Annotated in this window: 13 protein-coding genes and 1 riboswitch; of the genes, 6 read left to right on the top strand and 7 right to left on the bottom strand. The window is 61.9% G+C overall.

The window, feature by feature from the left end:
- The first annotated feature begins 26 nt into the window (after nucleotides 1-26).
- The 4 genes from IB245_RS09735 (at nucleotide 27) to IB245_RS09720 (ending at nucleotide 4,837) form a co-directional block, all read left to right on the top strand.
- Nucleotides 27-1,100 (top strand): sensor domain-containing diguanylate cyclase, encoded by a 1,074-nt coding sequence (locus IB245_RS09735; protein ID WP_008040041.1) that lies wholly within the window; start codon nucleotides 27-29, stop codon nucleotides 1,098-1,100.
- 127 nt (nucleotides 1,101-1,227) lie between these two features.
- Complete coding sequence (locus tag IB245_RS09730) at nucleotides 1,228-1,833, top strand: LemA family protein (RefSeq protein WP_008040042.1); 606 nt, start codon at nucleotides 1,228-1,230, stop codon at nucleotides 1,831-1,833.
- Between the two features lie 24 nt (nucleotides 1,834-1,857).
- Nucleotides 1,858-2,877 carry a M48 family metallopeptidase gene (locus tag IB245_RS09725; RefSeq protein ID WP_192227424.1) on the top strand — a complete coding sequence of 340 codons (1,020 nt, stop codon included), beginning with the start codon at nucleotides 1,858-1,860 and terminating at the stop codon, nucleotides 2,875-2,877.
- Between the two features lie 151 nt (nucleotides 2,878-3,028).
- Nucleotides 3,029-4,837, top strand: a complete 1,809-nt coding sequence (locus IB245_RS09720; RefSeq protein ID WP_008040046.1) for a monovalent cation:proton antiporter-2 (CPA2) family protein — start codon at nucleotides 3,029-3,031, stop codon at nucleotides 4,835-4,837.
- Nucleotides 4,838-4,965: 128 nt separating this feature from the next.
- On the opposite strand, the gene IB245_RS09715 is transcribed toward IB245_RS09720, so the two are convergent.
- Together IB245_RS09715 and IB245_RS09710 are read right to left on the bottom strand one after the other, a co-directional pair.
- Nucleotides 4,966-6,525 carry a TerC family protein gene (locus tag IB245_RS09715; RefSeq protein WP_008040048.1) on the bottom strand — a complete coding sequence of 520 codons (1,560 nt, stop codon included), beginning with the start codon at nucleotides 6,523-6,525 and terminating at the stop codon, nucleotides 4,966-4,968.
- A gap of 405 nt (nucleotides 6,526-6,930) precedes the next feature.
- A complete protein-coding gene (locus IB245_RS09710) occupies nucleotides 6,931-7,797 on the bottom strand; it encodes a LysR family transcriptional regulator (RefSeq protein WP_192227423.1) in 867 nt (288 codons plus the stop codon).
- 165 nt (nucleotides 7,798-7,962) lie between these two features.
- Between IB245_RS09710 and IB245_RS09705 the strand changes: the two genes are divergently transcribed.
- Both IB245_RS09705 and IB245_RS09700 read left to right on the top strand, forming a co-directional pair.
- On the top strand, nucleotides 7,963-9,504 hold the full coding sequence (locus IB245_RS09705) for an MFS transporter (protein WP_192227422.1): 1,542 nt from the start codon (nucleotides 7,963-7,965) through the stop codon (nucleotides 9,502-9,504).
- Between the two features lie 108 nt (nucleotides 9,505-9,612).
- Complete coding sequence (locus IB245_RS09700; protein WP_192227421.1) at nucleotides 9,613-10,836, top strand: NADH:flavin oxidoreductase/NADH oxidase family protein; 1,224 nt, start codon at nucleotides 9,613-9,615, stop codon at nucleotides 10,834-10,836.
- A gap of 151 nt (nucleotides 10,837-10,987) precedes the next feature.
- Here IB245_RS09700 and IB245_RS09695 read toward each other — a convergent pair whose 3' ends face one another.
- The 5 genes from IB245_RS09695 to cobW form a co-directional block, all read right to left on the bottom strand.
- Nucleotides 10,988-12,634, bottom strand: a complete 1,647-nt coding sequence (locus tag IB245_RS09695; protein WP_192227420.1) for a phospholipase D-like domain-containing protein — start codon at nucleotides 12,632-12,634, stop codon at nucleotides 10,988-10,990.
- A gap of 173 nt (nucleotides 12,635-12,807) precedes the next feature.
- The gene (locus tag IB245_RS09690; RefSeq protein ID WP_192227470.1) at nucleotides 12,808-13,419 is read right to left on the bottom strand and encodes a vWA domain-containing protein; all 612 of its coding nucleotides are present in this window, start codon (nucleotides 13,417-13,419) and stop codon (nucleotides 12,808-12,810) included.
- Nucleotides 13,420-13,472: 53 nt separating this feature from the next.
- Nucleotides 13,473-14,471 (bottom strand): ATP-binding protein, encoded by a 999-nt coding sequence (locus IB245_RS09685; protein WP_192227419.1) that lies wholly within the window; start codon nucleotides 14,469-14,471, stop codon nucleotides 13,473-13,475.
- 138 nt (nucleotides 14,472-14,609) lie between these two features.
- The gene (cobN, locus tag IB245_RS09680; protein ID WP_192227418.1) at nucleotides 14,610-18,476 is read right to left on the bottom strand and encodes a cobaltochelatase subunit CobN; all 3,867 of its coding nucleotides are present in this window, start codon (nucleotides 18,474-18,476) and stop codon (nucleotides 14,610-14,612) included.
- Between the two features lie 3 nt (nucleotides 18,477-18,479).
- Nucleotides 18,480-19,547: a cobalamin biosynthesis protein CobW gene (gene cobW, locus IB245_RS09675; protein ID WP_008035722.1), complete on the bottom strand. Its 1,068-nt coding sequence runs from the start codon at nucleotides 19,545-19,547 to the stop codon at nucleotides 18,480-18,482.
- Nucleotides 19,548-19,642: 95 nt separating this feature from the next.
- Nucleotides 19,643-19,855, bottom strand: a riboswitch (cobalamin riboswitch).
- Nucleotides 19,856-19,922 lie beyond the last annotated feature (67 nt).

The following is a 19,922-nucleotide window of genomic DNA, read 5'->3' as shown; positions in this document are numbered from 1 at the left end:
CAAAACGCCATGACGGCAACCTCTGCATGATTCATGTCTGGACCGGCGCAGCCATTTGCGCGTTGCTGCTTGCCCTGATTATTGCGCTGATCTGTCGCGAGCGTTCGCTGCGAAAGCAGCTCGACGAGTATCGCGTGCTCATCACCCACCTGTCCGAACGACAAAACATCCATCAGGACAGCGACGCCGAACGCTTCAAGCGCAGCCAGTATTTCGCCCGCATCGGCACCTGGGACTGGGATGTCGACACCGATCGGCTCTACTGGTCGGATGCGATTTACGGCATGTTCGGCTTCAAGATCGGCGAAGTGACGCCCTCCTACGCCTTGTTTTGCGCCTGCGTGCATCCCGACGACCGGGTCAGGGTCCGGGCCGGTGAGCTGCGTTGCCTGGAAACCGGCGAGAACCATGACGAGGAATACCGGGTCATCTGGCCCGACGGCACCATCCGCTGGTTGCGCGAGACCGGCAACGTGGTGAAAAACAACCACGATGAAACGATCAAGATGATGGGCGTGGTCCGCGACATCACCGAGGAAAAAGCCTCCGCCAGTTACCTGCAGCACCTGGCCCATTTCGACCCGTTGACCGGCCTGCCCAACCGGCTGGTGCTCGAAGAACGCCTGTCCGAGGCACTGGAACAAGCCCGAATCACCGCCACCCGAGTAGCACTGGTGTTCGTCGACCTTAACGGTTTCAAGGCGATCAACGACCGCTACGGCCATGCCGCCGGCGACCGCGTACTCGTCACCACCGCCACGCGCCTGAAGCGAATCCTGCGCTCAACCGACACCGTCGCCCGCATCGGTGGCGACGAATTCGTGGTCATCCTCCAGGGCCTGCCGCAAGGCGGCAGTTTGCAAGACGAAGCCCGCAACATCTGCCAGAAAATCTTCGTCGAACTCTCACCACCCGTGACCATCGGCAACGACCAGCGCCACATCGGCACCAGCCTGGGCGTCGCGGTGTTCCCCGATCATGCGCCGAGCATGGACCGGTTGATTCATATTGCAGACCTGGCGATGTATGAAGCCAAGCGCAGCGGAAATAATCAGTATCGGTTGGGCACCGAGCCCCCGGTGCGGGTTCACAGCGAATAGGGTTTGACGCGCCACTGGCCGACATGAAGCTGCACGATCAACCTGACTTGGCCGAAAGCAGTCAAGCCTTGGGTTTTCCGTTAACATCCTGCGCAAAATCTCCTTCCGTGAACAAGGACATCACACCATGAGCACTAACAGCATCGTCTTGCTGGTCATTTTGGCCGTTCTGGTTCTAGGCATTCTGTACGTCATCGGGCTCTTCAATAGCCTGGTCGCCCGCCGCAATGAAATAGCAAATGCCTTCGCGCAGGTTGAGGTGCAACTCAAGCGCCGTTATGACCTGATCCCCAATCTGGTAGCAACTGCCAAAGGTTATCTGACCCATGAGCGCGAGACGCTCGAGGCCGTCATCGCCGCCCGCAACAACGCACTGGCCGGGCTCAAGGCCGCCCAGGCTCAACCGGGCGACGCGCGAAATATGGCTCAACTGAGTCTGGCCGATGGTGTACTCAGCAGCGCCATGGGGCGACTGAATGTCACCCTGGAAGCCTACCCGGAACTCCAGGCTTTGCAGGCCATGCAGCAACTCAGTGAAGAAATCAGCAGCACTGAAAACAAAGTGACTTTCGCCCGCCAAGTGTTCAACGACGCGGTGCTGACCTACAACAATCTCAAACAAAGCTTCCCCGCCGTGCTACTGGCCGCTCGCTTCGGCCATGCCGCCGATGCCACCCCGCTGGAATTCCCCGATACCGCGTCTATTCAACAAGCACCTCAGGTTTCCTTCTAAAACGCTTTGCCCACGGATGGTCCGATGAATTTTTTTGAGCAACAGCGCCAGGCCAGACACCGAACGGCGCTGCTCGTCCTATTGATGATCCTGTCGGTGCTAAGCCTGATCACCATAACCTGCCTCGCATTCAGTCTTGACCATGCGAATGACGGCAGCCGCAGATTGACCATCAACTGGCAAGCCGTCGGGGTTGTGGCGCCGTTAATCATCGGCGTTGTTCTGCTGGGCAGTCTGGTCAAGTACGCAGAGCTCCGGGCCGGCGGAAAGGTCATCGCAGAAAAACTGGGCGGACGTCAGCTCAATCACGGCGGGCGAACGCTCGAAGAGCAACGCCTGATCAACATCGTCGAGGAAATGGCGCTTGCCTCAGGCATCGCTGTGCCGACGGTTTATCTGTTACCGGATGAGGGCATCAACGCCTTCGCGGCCGGGTTTACCCCCGAAGATGCAGTGATCGGCGTGACGCAGGGTGCGATATCGCTGCTCACGCGAGAAGAGCTGCAAGGCGTGATTGCCCATGAGTTCAGCCATATCTACAACGGGGACATGCGTCTCAACATGCACATGCTGGCAATCATTAGCGGACTGCTGGTGCTCGGACTGGCGGGCAGCCTGATATTGGTCAAAGCGAGTCAGAGCAACCACCGTGACCAACGACTGAAACTGGCGGGTGTACTGATCGGCATTTTTTTGTGTATAGCCGGATTCGCCGGGAGTTTTTTTGGCAGTCTGATCAAGGCCGCCGTCAGCCGGCAACGTGAATTTCTGGCCGATGCCACGGCGGTGCAGTACACCCGAAATCCGCAAAGTATTGCCGGCGCACTGAAAAAGATTGGCGGTCATGCACAAGGTTCGCACATCAAGGCCGCCAGGGCGGGTGAGTTCAGTCACCTGTATTTCAATACTGGCGTGTCGTCGGCAATGGATCGTTTATTTGCAACCCATCCTGATTTGAGTGAACGAATCCGGCGGATCGATGCGCAATGGGACGGCACTTTTCCTCACGTTGAAATCCCTCGTTCTCAACTAAAAAGGACCTGAATAAACATTGGGGTTTTCTGTTCATCGGCTTTGTTGCAGGTGAAATACGCAACAACGCGCCATCCATACAATCATTGCAGGCCTGGCTTGCGCCCGTCGTCTCAGCCTTTATCCTTGTACCCCCCGCCGTACCGAGTTCTGGAGTTTCCCCATGCCCCATGAAGGCAACCTGTTGCAAGCCGCTGTCGTGTTCCTGTTCGCGGCGGTGCTCACCGTTCCTTTAGCCAAGCGCCTGCAACTCGGGGCGGTGCTGGGTTATCTGTTTGCCGGGGTGATCATCGGGCCGTCGGTACTGGGGCTGATCGGCAACCCGCAAAGCGTCAGTCATATTTCCGAGCTCGGCGTGGTGTTGCTGCTGTTTATCATCGGCCTGGAGCTGTCGCCGCGACGCTTGTGGGTGATGCGCAAATCGGTGTTTGGCGTCGGTCTGGCGCAGGTGCTGCTGACCGGATCGGTGATTGGCGTGGTGGCGCTGTTCGTGTTTGGCCAGCCGTTGAACAGTGCGATTGTGTTGGGGCTGGGCCTGGCACTGTCCTCCACGGCCTTCGGCCTGCAAAGCCTGGCCGAACGCAAGGAATTGACCAGCCCCCATGGGCGTCTGGCATTCGCGATTCTGCTGTTCCAGGACATCGCAGCGATCCCGCTGATCGCCATGGTGCCGTTGCTGGCGGGCGGCGATCACACCACCACCGCGACCGAGGATTTGAACCACGGCTTGCGCGTTTTGGGCAGCATCGCCGTGGTGGTGATCGGCGGACGGTATCTGCTGCGACCGGTATTCCGTGTGGTCGCCCGCACCGGTCTGCCGGAGGTTTCCACCGCCACCGCGTTGCTGGTGGTGATCGGCACGGCGTGGCTGATGGATCTGGTCGGCGTATCGATGGCACTGGGCGCGTTCCTCGCCGGTTTGCTGCTGGCGGATTCCGAATACCGCCACGAACTGGAAGCGCAGATCGAACCGTTCAAGGGCCTGCTGCTGGGGCTGTTTTTCATCAGCGTCGGCATGGGCGCGAATCTCAGCCTGCTGCTCAGCGCACCGATCACGGTGCTGGGCCTGACCCTGCTGCTGATCGCCATCAAGTTGCCGCTGCTGTTTGTCGTGGGGCGACTGGCTGGCGGTTTGGGCAAGGTCAGTGCGATTCGCCTCGGCATCGTACTGGCGGCGGGCGGTGAGTTTGCGTTTGTGGTGTTCAAGATCGGCCGCGACCAGGGTTTGTTCGAACCGCGTCTGTACGATCTGCTGGTGCTGACCATCACCCTGTCCATGGCGGTGACGCCGTTGTTGTTGCTGATCTGCGCGCGACTGGTCAGCCCCAAGGTGCAGCCGGTGGTGGTGCCGGAGAAATTCCGCGAGATCGATACCGACGAACCGCGTGTGGTGATTGCCGGCATGGGCCGGATGGGGCAGATCGTCGCCCGTATCCTGCGCGCGCAGAACATCAAGTTCGTCGCCCTCGACACCTCGGTGGAAACCATCGAACTATCGCGCAGCTTTGGCGGCGTGCCGGTGTTCTACGGCGACCCGATGCGCCCGGAAATCCTCAGCGCGGCCAAGGTCGAGCAGGCGGAATACTTCATCATCGCTACCGACGACCCGGACACCAACATCAAGACCGCCGAGGTGGTGCACCGGCTGTATCCGCACATCAAGATCATCGCCCGCGCCCGTAACCGTCAGCATGTGCACCGTTTGGTGGACCTGGGGGCCGAGGCGATTCGGGAAACCTATTATTCGAGCCTGGAAATGAGCCGGCGCACCCTGGTGGGATTGGGCCTTACCCAGGCGCAGGCGGATGCGCGGATCAAGCGTTTCCAGCATCACGACGAGCAAGTGCTGGAAGCGCAGCATGCGGTGTACGACGATGCGGCGAAGGTGTTGCAGACCGCGCAGGAAGCCAGGGCGGAACTGGCGAAGCTGTTTGAGTCGGATCAGCTGGAAGAGCAATCCGCAAAGGGTTGAGGTGAATGTGAGGGCCCCATCGCGAGCAGGCTCACTCCCACAGTTGACCGCGTAATTCAGGCCGACACGGTCAACTGTGGGAATGAGACCGGCTTGCCGGCGATGAGGCCCTCAAACTCAGCGAATAATCACCCGCCGATCCGCGTCAGGAACACCCGCGTCACCCGCCGCTCCTCAACCGCCATCACCGTCATGCGCCAGCCTTCCCACTCATGGCTGTCGCCAATCATCGGCAGACGATCCAGCAAGCTCATCACCAGCCCCGCCAAGGTCTGATAGTCCTCGGTCGGCTCTACGGCGAACCCGGTCCGCTGGCGAACCCGCATCAGGTTCAACGCACCATTGACCCTGAACCCGCCCGGCTCTTCCACCACGTCCGGCCCCTCGATTTCGCTGGCGTCGGGCAACTCGCCGGCAATCGATTCGAGAATGTCGGTCATGGTCAGCACGCCCACGAAGTCACCGAACTCATTGACCACAAAGGCGATGTGCGTCGAGGCCTGGCGCATCTGTTCCAGGGCATTGAGGATCGAATAACTGTCCAGCAGGTTGATGGTCTTGCGCGCCAGATGCTCAAGGTCCGGCTCGTTGCCGGCCAGGTATTCCTTGAGCAATTCCTTCTTGTGCACGAAGCCCAGCGGCTCATCCACCGCACCGTCGCGTATCAACGGCAGGCGCGAGTAGGACGAATGCATCAGCCGTGTACGAATGGCTTCTGCGTCGTCGGACAGGTCGATGTGATCGACGTCGGCGCGGACCGTCATCAACGTGCGAATCGGGCGCTCGGCCAGTTGCAGCACGCCGCTGATCATCACCCGCTCGCGACGGTCGAACAGCTCTTCGCTTGGCGCCTCGCCGTTGTCGAGCATGTCGGCAATCTCTTCGCCGACCTCTTCCACCGCCAGTTTGCGACCACCCAGCAAACGCAAGACCGCGTGGGCTGTGCGCTCGCGCATCGGTCGCAGGCCCTGCATGGACTTTTTGCGACGCGCCCGGGCGATCTGGTTGAACAGCTCGATCAGGATCGAGAAACCAATGGCCGCGTACAGGTAGCCCTTCGGAATATGGAAGCCCAGGCCTTCAGCGGTCAGCGCGAAGCCGATCATCATCAGGAAGCCCAGGCACAGCATGATCACCGTCGGGTGTGCGTTGACGAAACGGGTAAGCGGCTTGCTGGCGACAATCATCAGGCCGATGGAGATGATCACCGCGATCATCATGACCGCCAGCTCATCAACCATGCCCACGGCGGTAATCACCGCGTCGAGGGAGAACACCGCGTCGAGCACCACGATCTGCGCGACGATCGGCCAGAACAGCGCGTAAGCCGTGTTGGACGAGCGCTGGCCGACATGACCTTCAAGTCGCTCGTGCAATTCCATCGTCGCTTTGAACAACAGGAACACACCACCGAACAACATGATCAGGTCACGGCCGGAGAAACTGTGCTCGAACACCTCGAACAGCGGCTGGGTCAGGGTCACCAGCCAGGAAATACTCGCCAGCAGGCCCAGACGCATCAGCAAGGCCAGGGACAAACCGATGATTCGCGCACGGTCACGCTGCTCGGGTGGCAGTTTGTCCGCCAGGATCGCGATAAACACCAGGTTGTCGATGCCGAGCACCAGCTCCAGCACGATCAACGTCAACAGGCCCAGCCACGCGGTGGGGTCAGCTATCCATTCCATAAAAACGTCTCGATCTCTTCAGTGAATTCAGAATGCCGGGCACGGCAAGGCGCGGCGCAAAGGCCGTGGAGCTGCAATGACAAGGGTGTTCGGAAGGCGAAAGACCGGGTGTTTCGCGTGTATCAGGCGCGCACGATGGCGCCGAGAGGAAGGATAACCGGGGGGCTCCGAGAGGGTGTTCATGCAAGTCCTGAAAGGAAAAAGGCCTTGGAGCGTACAGGTGAAAGCGACTTTTCCTACAGCCAGAAATCATTACAAAATCTGTAACCAGCAGCAGATTCTGTGTTTTTGAAGCCGCCTTCGTCGGAATGCCGCCCAGACCAAGCCCGCTCCCACACTTGACCGTGTTCTATCAAATAATGGAGATCAAATGTGGGAGCGGGCTTGCTCGCGAAGCTTTTGCTCTTAGCGATGTTTGACCTGCTCGATATACCTGACAACCGCCGCCGATTTCTCAAACCGCCGATACACCAACGACAACCACGAGCTCGCCTCACACCCTTTGATCGACCGGTAAACCACACCGGGCAACCCGACGTGCCCGACCACCGACTCCGGCACCACCGCCACGCCCTGCCCCAGCGACACCAGCGCCAGCACCGCCACCAGCCCGCCGGGTTGTGCCCCGAGTTTCGGCGCAAACCCACCCTCGGCGGCGACTTGCAAGCTGCCGCTGATCTGCTCCGGCAGGATGAACGTCTCGCCCTGCAAATGCTCCGGGCCGATCTCGCTCAAACGGCACAGCCACGACTCGCTCGACAGCGCCAGCACAAAACCTTCCGCGTCGAGGCGAATGGCTTCCAGCCCCTCGGGCAACGTCATGGGCGAACGCACATAACCGATATCGAACCGGCCTTCGAGGACCATCGCCGGCAAGCTCGCCATCGGGCTTTCGCGCACGTTGAGGCTGACGTCCGGGCATTCGCGGCTGAACGCCTGCACCTGCTTTTGCAGCAGGCCCGAGTACACCGCAGAGGCCACGTAACCCAGCTCGATATGACCGATATCCCCTCGCCCGGCGCGCTGGGCGTTGCGTTGGGCGTACTCGAATTGCCGCACCGTCGCCTCGGCTTCAATCAGCAGTGCGGCGCCAGCTTCGGTCAGGCTGACTTCGCGGGTCTGGCGCACGAACAGTCGCGTGCCGAGCTCGTTCTCCATGTCCTGGATCTGTCGAGTCAGGGTCGGCGGTGCGATACCGAGTTGTTCGGCGGCACGCGTGAAGTTGCCTTGCCGGGCAACGGCCAGAAAGTAGCGGAAATGCCGTATGTCCATGGGCGCATTAGCTCAAAGGTAATGAAATGCCGATTTTCGGCTAACGAAGCGCACAAGCGGTCGCGATAAGCTCATTCGGCAATCACAGTAGAGAGCCCACAGCATGTACGTCAAACCCCTTTTCGCCGTTACAGAAAGCTGCCTTGTGCAAAAGGCAATCAGGTCATGAGCCGCGTCAATCCGCGCCTCACATTGCTGACCGCTTCCGGCGTGTGTTCGTTGATCGTCCTCGATACCAACATCGTCGCCGTCACCCTGCCGACGATCGCCCGGGACCTGGGCGCCAATTTTGCCGATATCGAATGGGTGGTCAGCGCCTACATGCTCGCCTTCGCCGCCCTATTGCTGCCGGCAGGCAGCATCGCCGACCGCTTCGGCCGGCAGAAAACCCTGCTCTGTGGCCTGGGCATTTTCATTCTGGCGTCCATCGGTTGCGGCGCTGCGCCCAACGCGTTGTTCCTCGACATCGCACGGGCGATCAAGGGGGTCGGCGCGGCGTTGCTGCTGACCTCGGCCCTGGCCTCTATCGGCCATACGTTTCACGATGAGGTGGAACGGGCCAAGGCCTGGGCGTTCTGGGGCGCGTGCATGGGCGTGGCGATGACAGCCGCGCCGACCGTCGGCGGTTTGATCACTGAATTCATTGGCTGGCGCTGGATCTTCTACCTCAATTTACCGGTGGGCCTGTTCCTGATGGTCATGGTCTGGCGTGCGGTGCCGGAGTCCCGCGACCCTCAATCCGCGCGCCTCGATCCGTGGGGCAGCCTGGCGTTCAGTGGCAGTTTGCTGTGCCTGATCTGGGGCCTGATCGAAGCCAACCGGATCGGCTGGAACAACCCGATCACTTACGCCCGACTGATCGGCGGCGCGCTGTTACTGGGGTTGTTCGTCGTGATCGAGCGGATGCAGCGGCGGCCGATGGTCGACCTGCAATTGTTCAAACATCCACGCTTCATCGGCGCGCTGCTGGGGATGTTTGCCTACGCCGGCTGCGCGCAGGTGATGATGACGTTGCTGCCGTTTTATCTGCAAAACGGTCTGGGTTTTTCGGCCATCGCCTCAGGGCTGGGCATGTTGCCGTTTGCCCTGACCATGTTGATTTGCCCGCGTATCGGCGTGCGCCTGGCCAGTCGATTTGCCCCGGCCACGTTGATGGCGACCGGTTTGACCCTGGTCGGCAGCGGCAATCTGCTCAGTGCCTGGGCGGTGAGCAGCGGCGGTTACCTGCCTTTTGCCCTGGCGATTGCCGTCACCGGCGCGGGGGCCGGGCTGCTCAATGGCGACACGCAGAAAAACATCATGGCCTGCGTGCCCAGGGAGCGCACCGGGATGGCCTCGGGCATGAGCACCACCATGCGTTTCAGTGCGATCGTGCTGGCCATCGGCGTGTACGGCGCGTTGCTGTCCAGCCATGCCGAACAGTTGTTGCGCGCAGATTTGTCGGCACAAGGCGCGCAATGGCTCGCCCAGACCCAAGGCATCGCGTCGCGGGTGGTGGCCGGTGACATGCCGGCAGCGCTGGACCTGTTGCCGCAAGCCGCGCGCAGCGTGGTCGAACCGTTGGCCCGACAGGCGTTCGTCGGCGGCTTCAGTCTCTTGTTGTTGGTCGCCGGATTACTCGCATTGCTGGGGGCGTTGGTGGTGGGCACGCTGATGCGCAATCCGATTCCCGCCCCATCGGCTGCCGCCATCAGCGCGAGGGCTTGAACGACGCCAGAGCCAATTCACCAATTTTCATCCCGGCCTCGTTTTCCTGCTTGACATTAAAGTGAGCTTTAAGCTTAGCCTCTGTACTCCACTGATGAGGAGTCAAGCATGTCGCCCTTCCAAGCGTTGAATTTGCCCAACGGCCAGACAATCGGCAATCGCATTGCCAAAGCGGCGATGGAAGAGAACCTTGCCGACACCGGGCAGGCGCCGTCCGATGCACTGTTTCGCTTGTACCAGGCCTGGGCCGGGGGCGAAACCGGGTTGTTGCTGACGGGCAATGTGATGATCGACCGCCGCGCCATGACCGGCCCCGGTGGCGTGGTGCTGGAAGATGATCGCGACATGGAACGCTTTCGCCAATGGGCAACGATTGGCCGCTCCGGTGGCGCGCAATTCTGGGTGCAGCTCAATCATCCGGGGCGCCAGACCATGGCCAACCTCGGCCAGCAAGCGTGGGCGCCCTCGGCGGTGGCGCTGGATCTTGGTTCATTTTCCAAGATGTTTGCCGAACCCAAACCGATGTCCGAAGACGATATCGCCGAGGTAATCACGCGCTTCGCCACCAGCGCTGCCCTCGCCGAAAAGGCCGGTTTCACCGGCGTGCAGATTCATGCGGCACACGGTTACCTGATCAGCCAGTTCCTGTCGCCATTGACCAATCGCCGCACCGACCGCTGGGGCGGATCCCTGGAGAATCGCGCACGCTTGTTGCTCGACGTGATCAGCGCCGTTCGCCAGGCCGTATCACCGAAATTCTGCGTCTCGGTAAAACTCAACTCGGCCGACTTCCAGCGCGGTGGCTTCGACGCCGACGATGCTCGCCAAGTGATCCAGTGGCTCAACGATCAGCCGATCGATTTGCTTGAGTTGTCGGGCGGCAGCTACGAAGCACCGGCCATGCAGGGCGAGGCACGCGATGGCCGGACCCTGGCGCGGGAAGCGTACTTTCTGGAAATGGCCGGTGAACTGGCGAGCGTGGCGCGCATGCCGGTAATGGTGACCGGCGGGATTCGGCGTTTGGCGATCGTCGAACAAGTACTCGACAGCGGCATCGCCATGGCCGGCATCGGCACCGCGCTGGCCCTCGAACCGCAGCTGGTCAAACACTGGCGCGAAGGCCGGAACAGCCATCCGCAACTGCCGCCGATCCAGTGGAAACGCAAACCGTTGGCCGCGCTGGCGAGCATGGCCGTGGTGAAATTCCAGCTCCAGCGCCTGAGCCGTGGCCGCAAGCCCCGGCCTGAGGTGTCGGCAGTCTGGGCGCTGATCCTTGACCGTTTGTACATTGGGCGGCGTACGCGGCAGTACCGACAGGCGATGGGGAAGTAATCAGGGGGAAGTTCAAAGTTCCACTGACGCGGGGAGACCGTGTCGCCCCCATCGCCGGCAAGCCGGTCTCGCTCCCACATTTGGTCGGTGGCGTACACAAATCCCATGTGGGAGCGAGCCTGCTCGCGATGGGGCCATTGGATACACTGATTTACCGTCCGGAGAATCGCAATCTGGACAGCTGCCGCAAATCCCCCGCCAGGTAGTAATCATCAGTCCAGCTGTCATCCACCTTCAACGGCTGCACCTGTTTGAGCGCAAGTTTCTTGGCGAAGTAGCGAAAGCGGTAATGCTCGTAGAACCGCAGCAACTCCAAACCATAACGATCAGCCAGATCGGTATCGCCGCGCACGATCAGGTAGTTTTCGTCGTTGCCGTTGCTGGCCGCAGCGCTGAGGTTGTGGCTGCCGCTGATGATCGTCGGCGCGTCGCTGGTGAAGTCGGTGACCACGGCTTTGGTGTGCACCAACAAGTTGCCCTTCTGGCCCTTCATATTCTCTCGAAGCCAGCCCTCCAGCCCGGTGTTGAGCAGCGCAGTCGCGGCAAATTCGGCGCTGCGATCAGCGTGAAAACCGGTGATGCGGCTGGCGGTGTTTTGCAGGCCGTAACGCAAAATGTCGTCGTGGGGCTGGCCGAGCAGCGCGTTGAGAATGTCATCGGGCAAGGCGAACGCGGTGACAAACAGCACGTCCTTTTTCGCGGCGTTGATGATCTCGACAAACGCCCGCAAATCACCCTGCCCTGAACGCGGTGAGAACCCAGCGAACAACGGCTGCTGCGGGTCTATCGGGTTGTGTTGCGTGATCCATTGCCGGGTGGCGCCGACGTCGTCCGGTGCCGCCCAGACTTGCTCGAAGGTCTGCAGATAGCTGGCGCTGATGCGCGCGTCGTCCAGCACATGCACCACGTTGGCCTGTCGATAAACGCCATTGGGCGTGAAGTTGGTGCTGCCGCACAGCACCGCTTCAGGCTGAAGCTGCCCGGCGGCATCGACCTGGCTCAGCACCATGAATTTGTTGTGGAAGATGTTATGGGTGACACGCCCGCGCTTGTTCGCCGCCGGGATTTTTTCCAGGCTGGCCTGGTTGATGACGGTGTCGTCATCGTCGGGTTGTGCGTGATACAGCACGCGAACCTTCACACCCCGTTCGAACGCCGCGTTGACGGCATCGACGATCACCTGCAACTCGTACTCGTAAATGGCAATGTCCAGCGCCCACTGACCATCCAGCGCCCGTTCGATAAACCCCAGCAAGCGCCCGAGCAAACCGTTTTCCAGCCACTGGCGCGGCGCATCGGGCCAGGCCTCGATGGGCAGGTTCTTGTTGGCGCTGATCAACGCGTCGAGGTCGGGAAACTTGCGCTGGAATGCCTGGCTGGCGGCCACCGCGCGGTTGAAAATCACACTCTGATTGTGTGGCAGGCCGTTGTCGGACGTGACGGTCACTTCGAGAAATTCGCCCAGCTGCGGTGCATCTGCGCTGCCATAGGCGAGGTGGATTCGGTAATGGATCGTCATCCCCGGATTGACCGCGTAATCGGCCCAGCGAAATTTCTGCAACGGCGCGAGGTCGCTCGGGGTGGCGTGAAACTGCGGGAACGTATGAGCCTTGCCGGGGAACGTCAGGCTATTGAACAGGAACAACCAGGGCTTGCTGCCTTGCTGTTTTTCGATGGCGAAACCCAGCAGGCCCTTGCGGCGGGATTCGGCCAGGTCCATGGCCAGCAGCACGCCGTTGGTGCCGGCGTAGGCTTTGACGCGGAAATCGTCCTGACTGTTTGTGGCTAGAACACGCATGCTTCACTCCTGTGAATGGCTTGCCTGGATAGCATAGGGCAGCGCTGCAGATTAACCGGATTATCCGGAACCGAGGTGATGCCTTCGCGGGCAAGCCTCGCTCCTACAGGTTACGCATTGTCCCTGTAGGAGCGAGGCTTGCCCGCGAAGAGGCCACCACAGACACTGCAAACTCAGCCTGAAACCAGCTCATCGATATGCCGATAATCCGTTTGCAGCTCCGCTGCCAACTGCCGCGCGCGCCCAAGCCGGATCGGTCCACGCTCGATGTCGATCAGCAGCCCCGGACACTCCAGCGCCGGCAACCCCGACCACTCCTTCAACCGCCCATCGGTCACCAGCAACAACCGTTGCTGTTCCGCCGGAAAGCGTTTTTGCCGGACCGCGAGCCATCGCCCCGCTTCGCCCAGTGCCGCCAGCAACGGCGTACCGCCGCCCGCGCCAAGGCCATCGAGCCAGTGGCGCAACCCGCTGGAAGCTTTCAATCCTTGCACTTGCCACTTCGGCGCATGGCCGCTGGCCGTCAGCAACGCCAGGTGCGCACGCTGGCGATAAGCGTCGTCGAACAACTGCGCCAACAGCCCCTTGGCGTCGCTCAAGGCCTGGTGGCGGCGCGTCGAGGCCGAGGCGTCGACGATCACCAGCCACAGTTCATGGGGCGAACGGGTGCGCAATTGAAACAGCACATCCTGGCGTTGGCGCGGGCGGCCGTTGAGCAAGGTGCCGGGCCAATTGATCGAGCCGCTGCGGGCGGCATGACGCTTACCCTGCTTGCCGTGGTCCAGCCGTCCGGCGCGGGGCCTGGCATTCGCCCCCGCGTCAGATCGAGGGCGAATGCCTAGGGCTTTTTTGGCCAGCTCGGCACTTCACGTCGAGCGCCGACCGGCAGCGCCTGCGCGGGCATTTCGCCCCATTGGCCCTGGCCTTCGCTCGGGCTGGATGGTTGCGGCGCGGATTGCTGGGCCTGCTGCGGCGCAGGTGGCGACTGTTCGCGACGACGATGGCGCAAGGCGAACTCGGCAACGGCATCGATATCTTCCTCGGCAATGGCGCTCGCCCCCCGCCACGCCGCATGGGCACGGGCAGCACGCAGCCAGACCAGGTCGGCGCGCAGGCCATCGACACCGGCGGCAAAACAGCGCTCGGTAATCTGTGCCAGCGCCTCATCGTCCAGGGGGATGCTCGCCAGTGTGCTGCGCGCTGTCTGGCAACGCTCACGCAAAGACTGCTGCTGGCTTTCCCACTCGGCGCAAAAGCGTTGCGGATCGCTGTCGAAATCCAGCCGCCGACGGATGATCTGCCCACGCTGGGCGGGTGCGGTATGACCGCTAAGGGCGACGTTCAGGCCAAACCGGTCGAGCAGTTGCGGACGCAACTCGCCCTCTTCCGGATTCATGGTGCCGATCAACACGAATTTCGCCGAATGCCGATGGGAAATGCCGTCACGCTCGATCAGGTTGGTGCCGCTGGCGGCGACGTCGAGCAGCAAGTCCACCAGGTGATCGGGCAGCAGATTGACTTCATCGACGTAGAGCACGCCGCCGTCAGCCTTGGCCAGTACGCCGGGCGAAAACTGCGCACGACCTTCGCTCAGGGCGGCATCAAGGTCGAGGGTGCCGACCAGGCGTTCTTCAGTGGCACCCAGCGGCAAGGTGACGAATTGACCGCTGGCGAGCAGGTCCGCGAGGCCACGGGCCAGGGTGGACTTGGCCATGCCGCGTGGACCTTCGATCAGCACGCCGCCGATTTTCGGGTCGATGGCGGTGAGGTACAAAGCGAGCTTGAGATCGTCGGCGCCGACCACGGCGGATAAGGGGAAATGCGGGGTGTCGGTCATGTCGGGGTTTCTCAGTGTGGTCGGTGGTGTCTTTTCGTACGTCTTCGCGGGCGAGCCTCGCTCCTACAGATTGGCGTAAATCTGTAGGAGCGAGGCTTGCCCGCGATCGAGGACGAAGTCCTCGCAGCGATTTCTGATCTAACTGTCTTCTTCGATGTCCAGCAGCAGGTTTTCCAGTGCTTCTTTATAGGCACCGGGTTCCTGCCACATCCCCCGCTGCTGCGCTTCCAGCATGCGCTCGGTCATGTCGCGCAACGCATGAGGATTGTGCTCGCGGACAAAATCCCGGGTCGCCGGGTCCAGCAAATAGGCATCGGCCAGCAACGCGTATTGGTGATCGTCGATCAACTGCGTCGTCGCGTCGAAGGCGAACAGGTTATCGACCGTCGCCGCCAGTTCAAACGCACCTTTGTAGCCGTGGCGCTTCACGCCGTCGATCCACTTCGGATTGGCCGCCCGCGAGCGGATCACCCGGTTCAGTTCTTCCTTCAGCGTACGGATTTTCGGCAAGTCCGGCTGGCTGTGGTCACCATGGTAACTGGCCGCCGCTGCACCGCTGAGGCTTTCCACGGCCGCGAGCATACCGCCCTGGAACTGGTAATAGTCGTTGGAATCGAGCAAATCATGCTCGCGGTTGTCCTGATTTTGCAGCACGGCCTGAACCTGGCTCAGGCGCTGGGCGAACTGCTCGCGGGCCGTGGTGCCTTCGTCGGCACCGCCGTAAGCGTAGCCGCCCCAGTTCAGGTAAACCTCGGCCAGGTCCTCGCGGCTCTGCCACAAACGACCATCGATTGCCCCTTGCACGCCAGCACCGTAAGCACCGGGTTTGGCGCCGAAGATGCGCCAACCGGCCTGCCGTTTGGCCGCTTCTTCATCAAGGCCCGATTGCAGCAACGCTTCGCGTTCGGCGCGGACCTTGGCCGCCAATGGATTGAGATCGTCCGGTTCATCCAGCGCAGCGACTGCCTGCACTGCCGCATCGAACAGGCGGATCAGATTGGCAAAGGCATCACGGAAGAACCCGGACACGCGCAAGGTCACGTCCACGCGTGGGCGGTCGAGCAGGCTCAGCGGCAGAATTTCGAAGTCATCGACCCGCTGACTGCCCGTCGCCCAGACCGGGCGCACACCCATCAGCGCCATGGCTTGCGCGATGTCGTCGCCGCCGGTGCGCATGGTCGCGGTGCCCCAGACCGACAGGCCGAGCTGACGCAAGTGATCGCCGTGGTCCTGCAAGTGCCGTTCGAGAATCAGGTTCGCCGATTGAAAACCGATGCGCCACGCGGTGGTGGTCGGCAGGTTGCGCACGTCCACCGAATAGAAATTGCGTCCGGTCGGCAGCACGTCCAGCCGCCCGCGACTCGGCGCGCCGCTGGGGCCGGCGGGGACGAAACGACCGCTGAGGGCGTCGAGCAAGCCGCGCATTTCCGCCGGGCCGCAGGCGTCGAGCCGTGGCGCAACCACTTCGCGCAGGTTGTCGAGGATGGCGCTCACATCAGACCAACACTGTCCCTGTGGGAGCGGGCTTGCTCGCGAAAGCGGTGTGTCAGGTAAATCAATGTCGACTGACACACTGCTTTCGCGAGCAAGCCCGCTCCCACAGGGTCCGGGTATAACTTCAGATTGATTTAGCGTCTGCGAGATCAGTTGAGCGGCGAACAGTTCGAGGCGTTCGCGGGTATCGCCTGCCGTGCGCCAGACTTCATCGTCGAGCGATTGCAGCTCAATCGGTCGCGGCCCAACCCAAGGCTCAGCCAACGCGCAATCCAGCGGATCAAAGCCCAACCCAAACGCCTTGGCCAACGCCCGCAACAAACTCGACTGCGCGCCACGGCCATCGCCCCGTGGAATCCGCAACAAAGCCAACAACGTGTCGATGCGCAGACGCCCCGTCGGCGATTCGCCGAAGATGTGCAACCCATCGCGGATCTGCGACTCCTTCAGATCGCACAAATACGTGTCCAGACGCGGCAGCCAGATCGCTGCATCGGCGTCGCTGTCGAGCTTCTCGTCCAGTTGCAGTTCACGGTCGATGTGCGTGTCGCGCACCAATTGCAGAATGTCGCGCTGCAATTCACGGGCGCGGCGCGGGTCAAGCAATTGCGCTTCGTAATACTCGTCGGCGAGCAGTTCGAGGTTGCGCAGCGGGCCGTAGGTTTCGGCGCGGGTCAGCGGCGGCATCAGGTGATCGATGATCACCGCTTGCGTGCGGCGCTTGGCCTGGGCGCCCTCGCCCGGGTCGTTGACGATGAACGGATAGATGTTCGGCAGCGGCCCAAGCAGCGCATCCGGCCAGCAATGCTCGGACAGTCCGACGCCTTTGCCCGGCAGCCATTCGAGGTTGCCGTGCTTGCCGACGTGGATCACGCCGTGGGCGCCGTAGGTGTTGCGCAACCAGAAATAGAACGCCAGATAACCGTGGGGCGGTACCAGGTCCGGGTCGTGATAGACCGCGCTCGGGTCCACCTGATAACCGCGCGCCGGTTGAATGCCGACGAAGGTCAGGCCGAAACGCAGGCCGGCGATCATCATTCGCCCGCCACGGAACATCGGATCGTTTTGCGCGGTGCCCCAACGTTCCAGCACTGCCTGACGATTAGCCTCGGGCAAGGCGTTGAACATCAGGTTGTAATCATCCATCGCCAGGCTTTGCTGGCACGGACGCTGGTCGAGGGTGTCGAGGTCATTGCTGACGCCGCCGAGCAATTGCTGGATCAGTTCGGTGCCGCTGCCCGGCAGTTCGGCCGGCAGCGGGTAACCTTCTTGATGCAGCGCACGCAGAATATTCAGTGCAGCGGCCGGTGTGTCGAGGCCCACGCCGTTGCCGATGCGCCCGTCGCGGGTCGGGTAGTTGGCGAGGATCAGGGCAATGCGTTTTTCGCTGTTCGGCACCCGCGCCAGATCGATCCAGCGCCGCGCCAGTTCGGCGACAAAGTCCATGCGTTCCGGTTGTGCTCGATAACACACCACGTCGGACTGACTGCGCTCACTGCGCCACGCCAGGTCCTTGAAGCTGATCGGGCGACTGATGATCCGCCCGTCCAGCTCCGGCAGCGCGATGTGCATCGCCAGATCACGCGGGCCAAGGCCTTGCTCGCTGGCACGCCAACCGGGTTCGTTGTCCTGGGCGCAGATGGCCTGGATCACCGGGATGTTGCGTCGAAACGGTCGCAAGTGCGGTGCTTCGGGGCTGGATTGGGCGAAGCCGGTGGTGTTGAGAATCACCGAGGCTTCGACGTCATCCAGCCAATCCTCGACCACCGAGAGGCAGCCGGGCTCTTTGAGACTGGCCACGGCAATCGGCAAGGGATTCAACCCCGCCGCTTGCAAACGCTGGCAGAAAACATCAATGAAAGCGGTGTTCGCCGCCTGCAAATGCGAGCGGTAAAACAGCACCGCCGCCACCGGTTGACCGGCCTGCCAGTCGGCTTGCCAATCCTGCAGTGCAGCGGGACTTTTTTGTGGATGGTAAATCGCTGTGCGCGGCAGGGTTTGCGGTTCGGCCCACGCGTAGTCGCGCTCCAGCCAAAGAGTGGCGAGGCAGCGAAACAGATCGAGCGCGTTGGCCATGCCGCCCTGACGCAAGTAATGCCAAAGCCGGTCGCGGTCTTCGGCAACGACGGTGCTCAGGTCGCTGAGTTCCGGGTCGGGGCGATCATCGCCGGGCACCAGAATCAGCTGCACGCCGCGCTGGGAGAGCTCGACCAACCGCTCGACGCCGTAACGCCAATACGCAATGCCGCCGTGCAGCGAGATCAGAATCACCTTGGCGTGGCGCAGCACTTCGTCGACATACAAATCGACCGAGGCGTGGTTCTGCACCTGCATCGGGTTGGCCAGACGCACGCTCGGGTAATCGTCCGGCAACTGTTGCGCGGCTTCGGCGAGCAGCGCGAGGCTGGAATCGCCGCTGCACAGGATCACCAGCTCGGCAGGGGTTTGTCCAAGGTCGGCAATGTTGTCATCCGAGACGAAACCGCCGGGCTGGGTCCTGAGCAGATGCATGGGTTAAACGCTGAGCGCGGCGCGCAGTTGCGCTTCGAGTTGCGCGGCGTCGAGCGCCTGGCCGATCAGCACCAGACGCGTGGTGCGCGCTTCGTCGGCGCCCCACTGACGGTCGAAATGCTTGTCGAAACGCGTGCCCACGCCCTGGATCAACAGGCGCATCGGCTTGTTCGGGATCGCCGCGAAACCCTTGACCCGCAGGATGCCGTGCTTGACCACCAATTGCGTCAGCGCGTCCATCAGCAGGCTTTCGTCGGCTTGTGGCAGTTCGATGGAAATGGAGTCGAACGCGTCGTGATCGTGGTCGTCATGGTCATCGCCGTCGTGGTGATGATCGTGGTGGCTATGACGGCTGTCGATGTGTTCTTCGGAGCCGGCGCCGAGGCCGATCAGCACGTCCAGTGGCAGGCGACCGCTGCTGGCTTCGATGACTTTGACGGCGGGCGGCAGTTCTTCGGCGACTTCCAGGCGTACGCGGGCCAGGTCTTCGGCGCTGATCAGGTCGGCCTTGTTGAGAATCACCAGGTCGGCGCTGGCCAGTTGGTCGGCGAACAACTCGTGCAGCGGCGATTCGTGGTCCAGGTTCGGGTCGAGTTTGCGCTGGGCATCCACTTGGTCCGGGAACGCGGCGAACGTGCCGGCTGCCACGGCCGGGCTGTCGACCACGGTGATCACCGCGTCAACGGTGCAGGCGCTGCGGATTTCCGGCCACTGGAAGGCCTGGACCAAAGGTTTTGGCAGGGCCAGGCCCGACGTTTCGATCAGAATGTGATCGAGGTCGCCGCGACGGGCCACCAGTTCACGCATCACCGGGAAGAATTCTTCCTGAACGGTGCAGCACAGGCAGCCGTTGGCCAGTTCGTAGACGCGGCCGTTGGCTTCTTCTTCGGTGCAACCGATGGAGCACTGCTTGAGGATTTCGCCGTCGATGCCCAGTTCGCCGAACTCGTTGACGATCACCGCGATGCGGCGACCCTGCGCGTTATCGAGCATGTGCCGCAGCAAGGTGGTTTTGCCCGAGCCGAGGAAGCCGGTAACGATGGTGACGGGGAGTTTGGCCAGTGTTTTCATCGGATGCCCTTTGGCAAGGTGGCGGGCATGCGGGACGACGACCGCAGCGACAGGCGCGCGGAAGAGTTCGCCACCGGATCACCCCGCCCGGTTGTAGTGAGAATTCGTGTCGAGGCAGGTCTCCTGGCTGACGGTGTGCCTGTCGCGAGACTGGCGTTGGCTGCGCCTTCCCGCGAACCCGTTGGACAGGTTTGCAGTGGCGTGGCAGCGAACATCACCGTTCACAGTTGCGGGGGCAGCCGCGGCATCGACCGCGTTCCCTTCTTAGCTCCGGCAAACGCCGAAGAACCTCGAATGCGCAAGGCTACGCATGGTGTGGGGGCGGGTCAATGTCTTGTGGTAGCCGCACGGGCCCCTTCGCGGGCAAGCCTCGCT

It is taken from the genome of Pseudomonas sp. PDM02, assembly GCF_014852285.1.
Taxonomy (GTDB): domain Bacteria; phylum Pseudomonadota; class Gammaproteobacteria; order Pseudomonadales; family Pseudomonadaceae; genus Aquipseudomonas; species Aquipseudomonas migulae.
The sequence above is the reverse complement of the archived record's forward strand: the minus strand, read 5'-3'. Positions and strand labels throughout refer to the sequence as shown.

Excerpts from the sequence above, each read along its gene's own strand:
- cobN (WP_192227418.1), bottom strand. The coding sequence starts at position 18,476 with ATGCATCTGCTCAGGACCCAGCCCGGCGGTTTCGTCTCGGATGACAAC.
- IB245_RS09725 (WP_192227424.1), top strand. The coding sequence starts at position 1,858 with ATGAATTTTTTTGAGCAACAGCGCCAGGCCAGACACCGAACGGCGCTG.
- IB245_RS09705 (WP_192227422.1), top strand. The coding sequence starts at position 7,963 with ATGAGCCGCGTCAATCCGCGCCTCACATTGCTGACCGCTTCCGGCGTG.
- IB245_RS09720 (WP_008040046.1), top strand. The coding sequence starts at position 3,029 with ATGCCCCATGAAGGCAACCTGTTGCAAGCCGCTGTCGTGTTCCTGTTC.
- IB245_RS09715 (WP_008040048.1), bottom strand. The coding sequence starts at position 6,525 with ATGGAATGGATAGCTGACCCCACCGCGTGGCTGGGCCTGTTGACGTTG.
- cobW (WP_008035722.1), bottom strand. The coding sequence starts at position 19,547 with ATGAAAACACTGGCCAAACTCCCCGTCACCATCGTTACCGGCTTCCTC.
- IB245_RS09700 (WP_192227421.1), top strand. The coding sequence starts at position 9,613 with ATGTCGCCCTTCCAAGCGTTGAATTTGCCCAACGGCCAGACAATCGGC.
- IB245_RS09710 (WP_192227423.1), bottom strand. The coding sequence starts at position 7,797 with ATGGACATACGGCATTTCCGCTACTTTCTGGCCGTTGCCCGGCAAGGC.
- IB245_RS09685 (WP_192227419.1), bottom strand. The coding sequence starts at position 14,471 with ATGACCGACACCCCGCATTTCCCCTTATCCGCCGTGGTCGGCGCCGAC.
- IB245_RS09730 (WP_008040042.1), top strand. The coding sequence starts at position 1,228 with ATGAGCACTAACAGCATCGTCTTGCTGGTCATTTTGGCCGTTCTGGTT.
- IB245_RS09735 (WP_008040041.1), top strand. The coding sequence starts at position 27 with ATGATTCATGTCTGGACCGGCGCAGCCATTTGCGCGTTGCTGCTTGCC.
- IB245_RS09695 (WP_192227420.1), bottom strand. The coding sequence starts at position 12,634 with ATGCGTGTTCTAGCCACAAACAGTCAGGACGATTTCCGCGTCAAAGCC.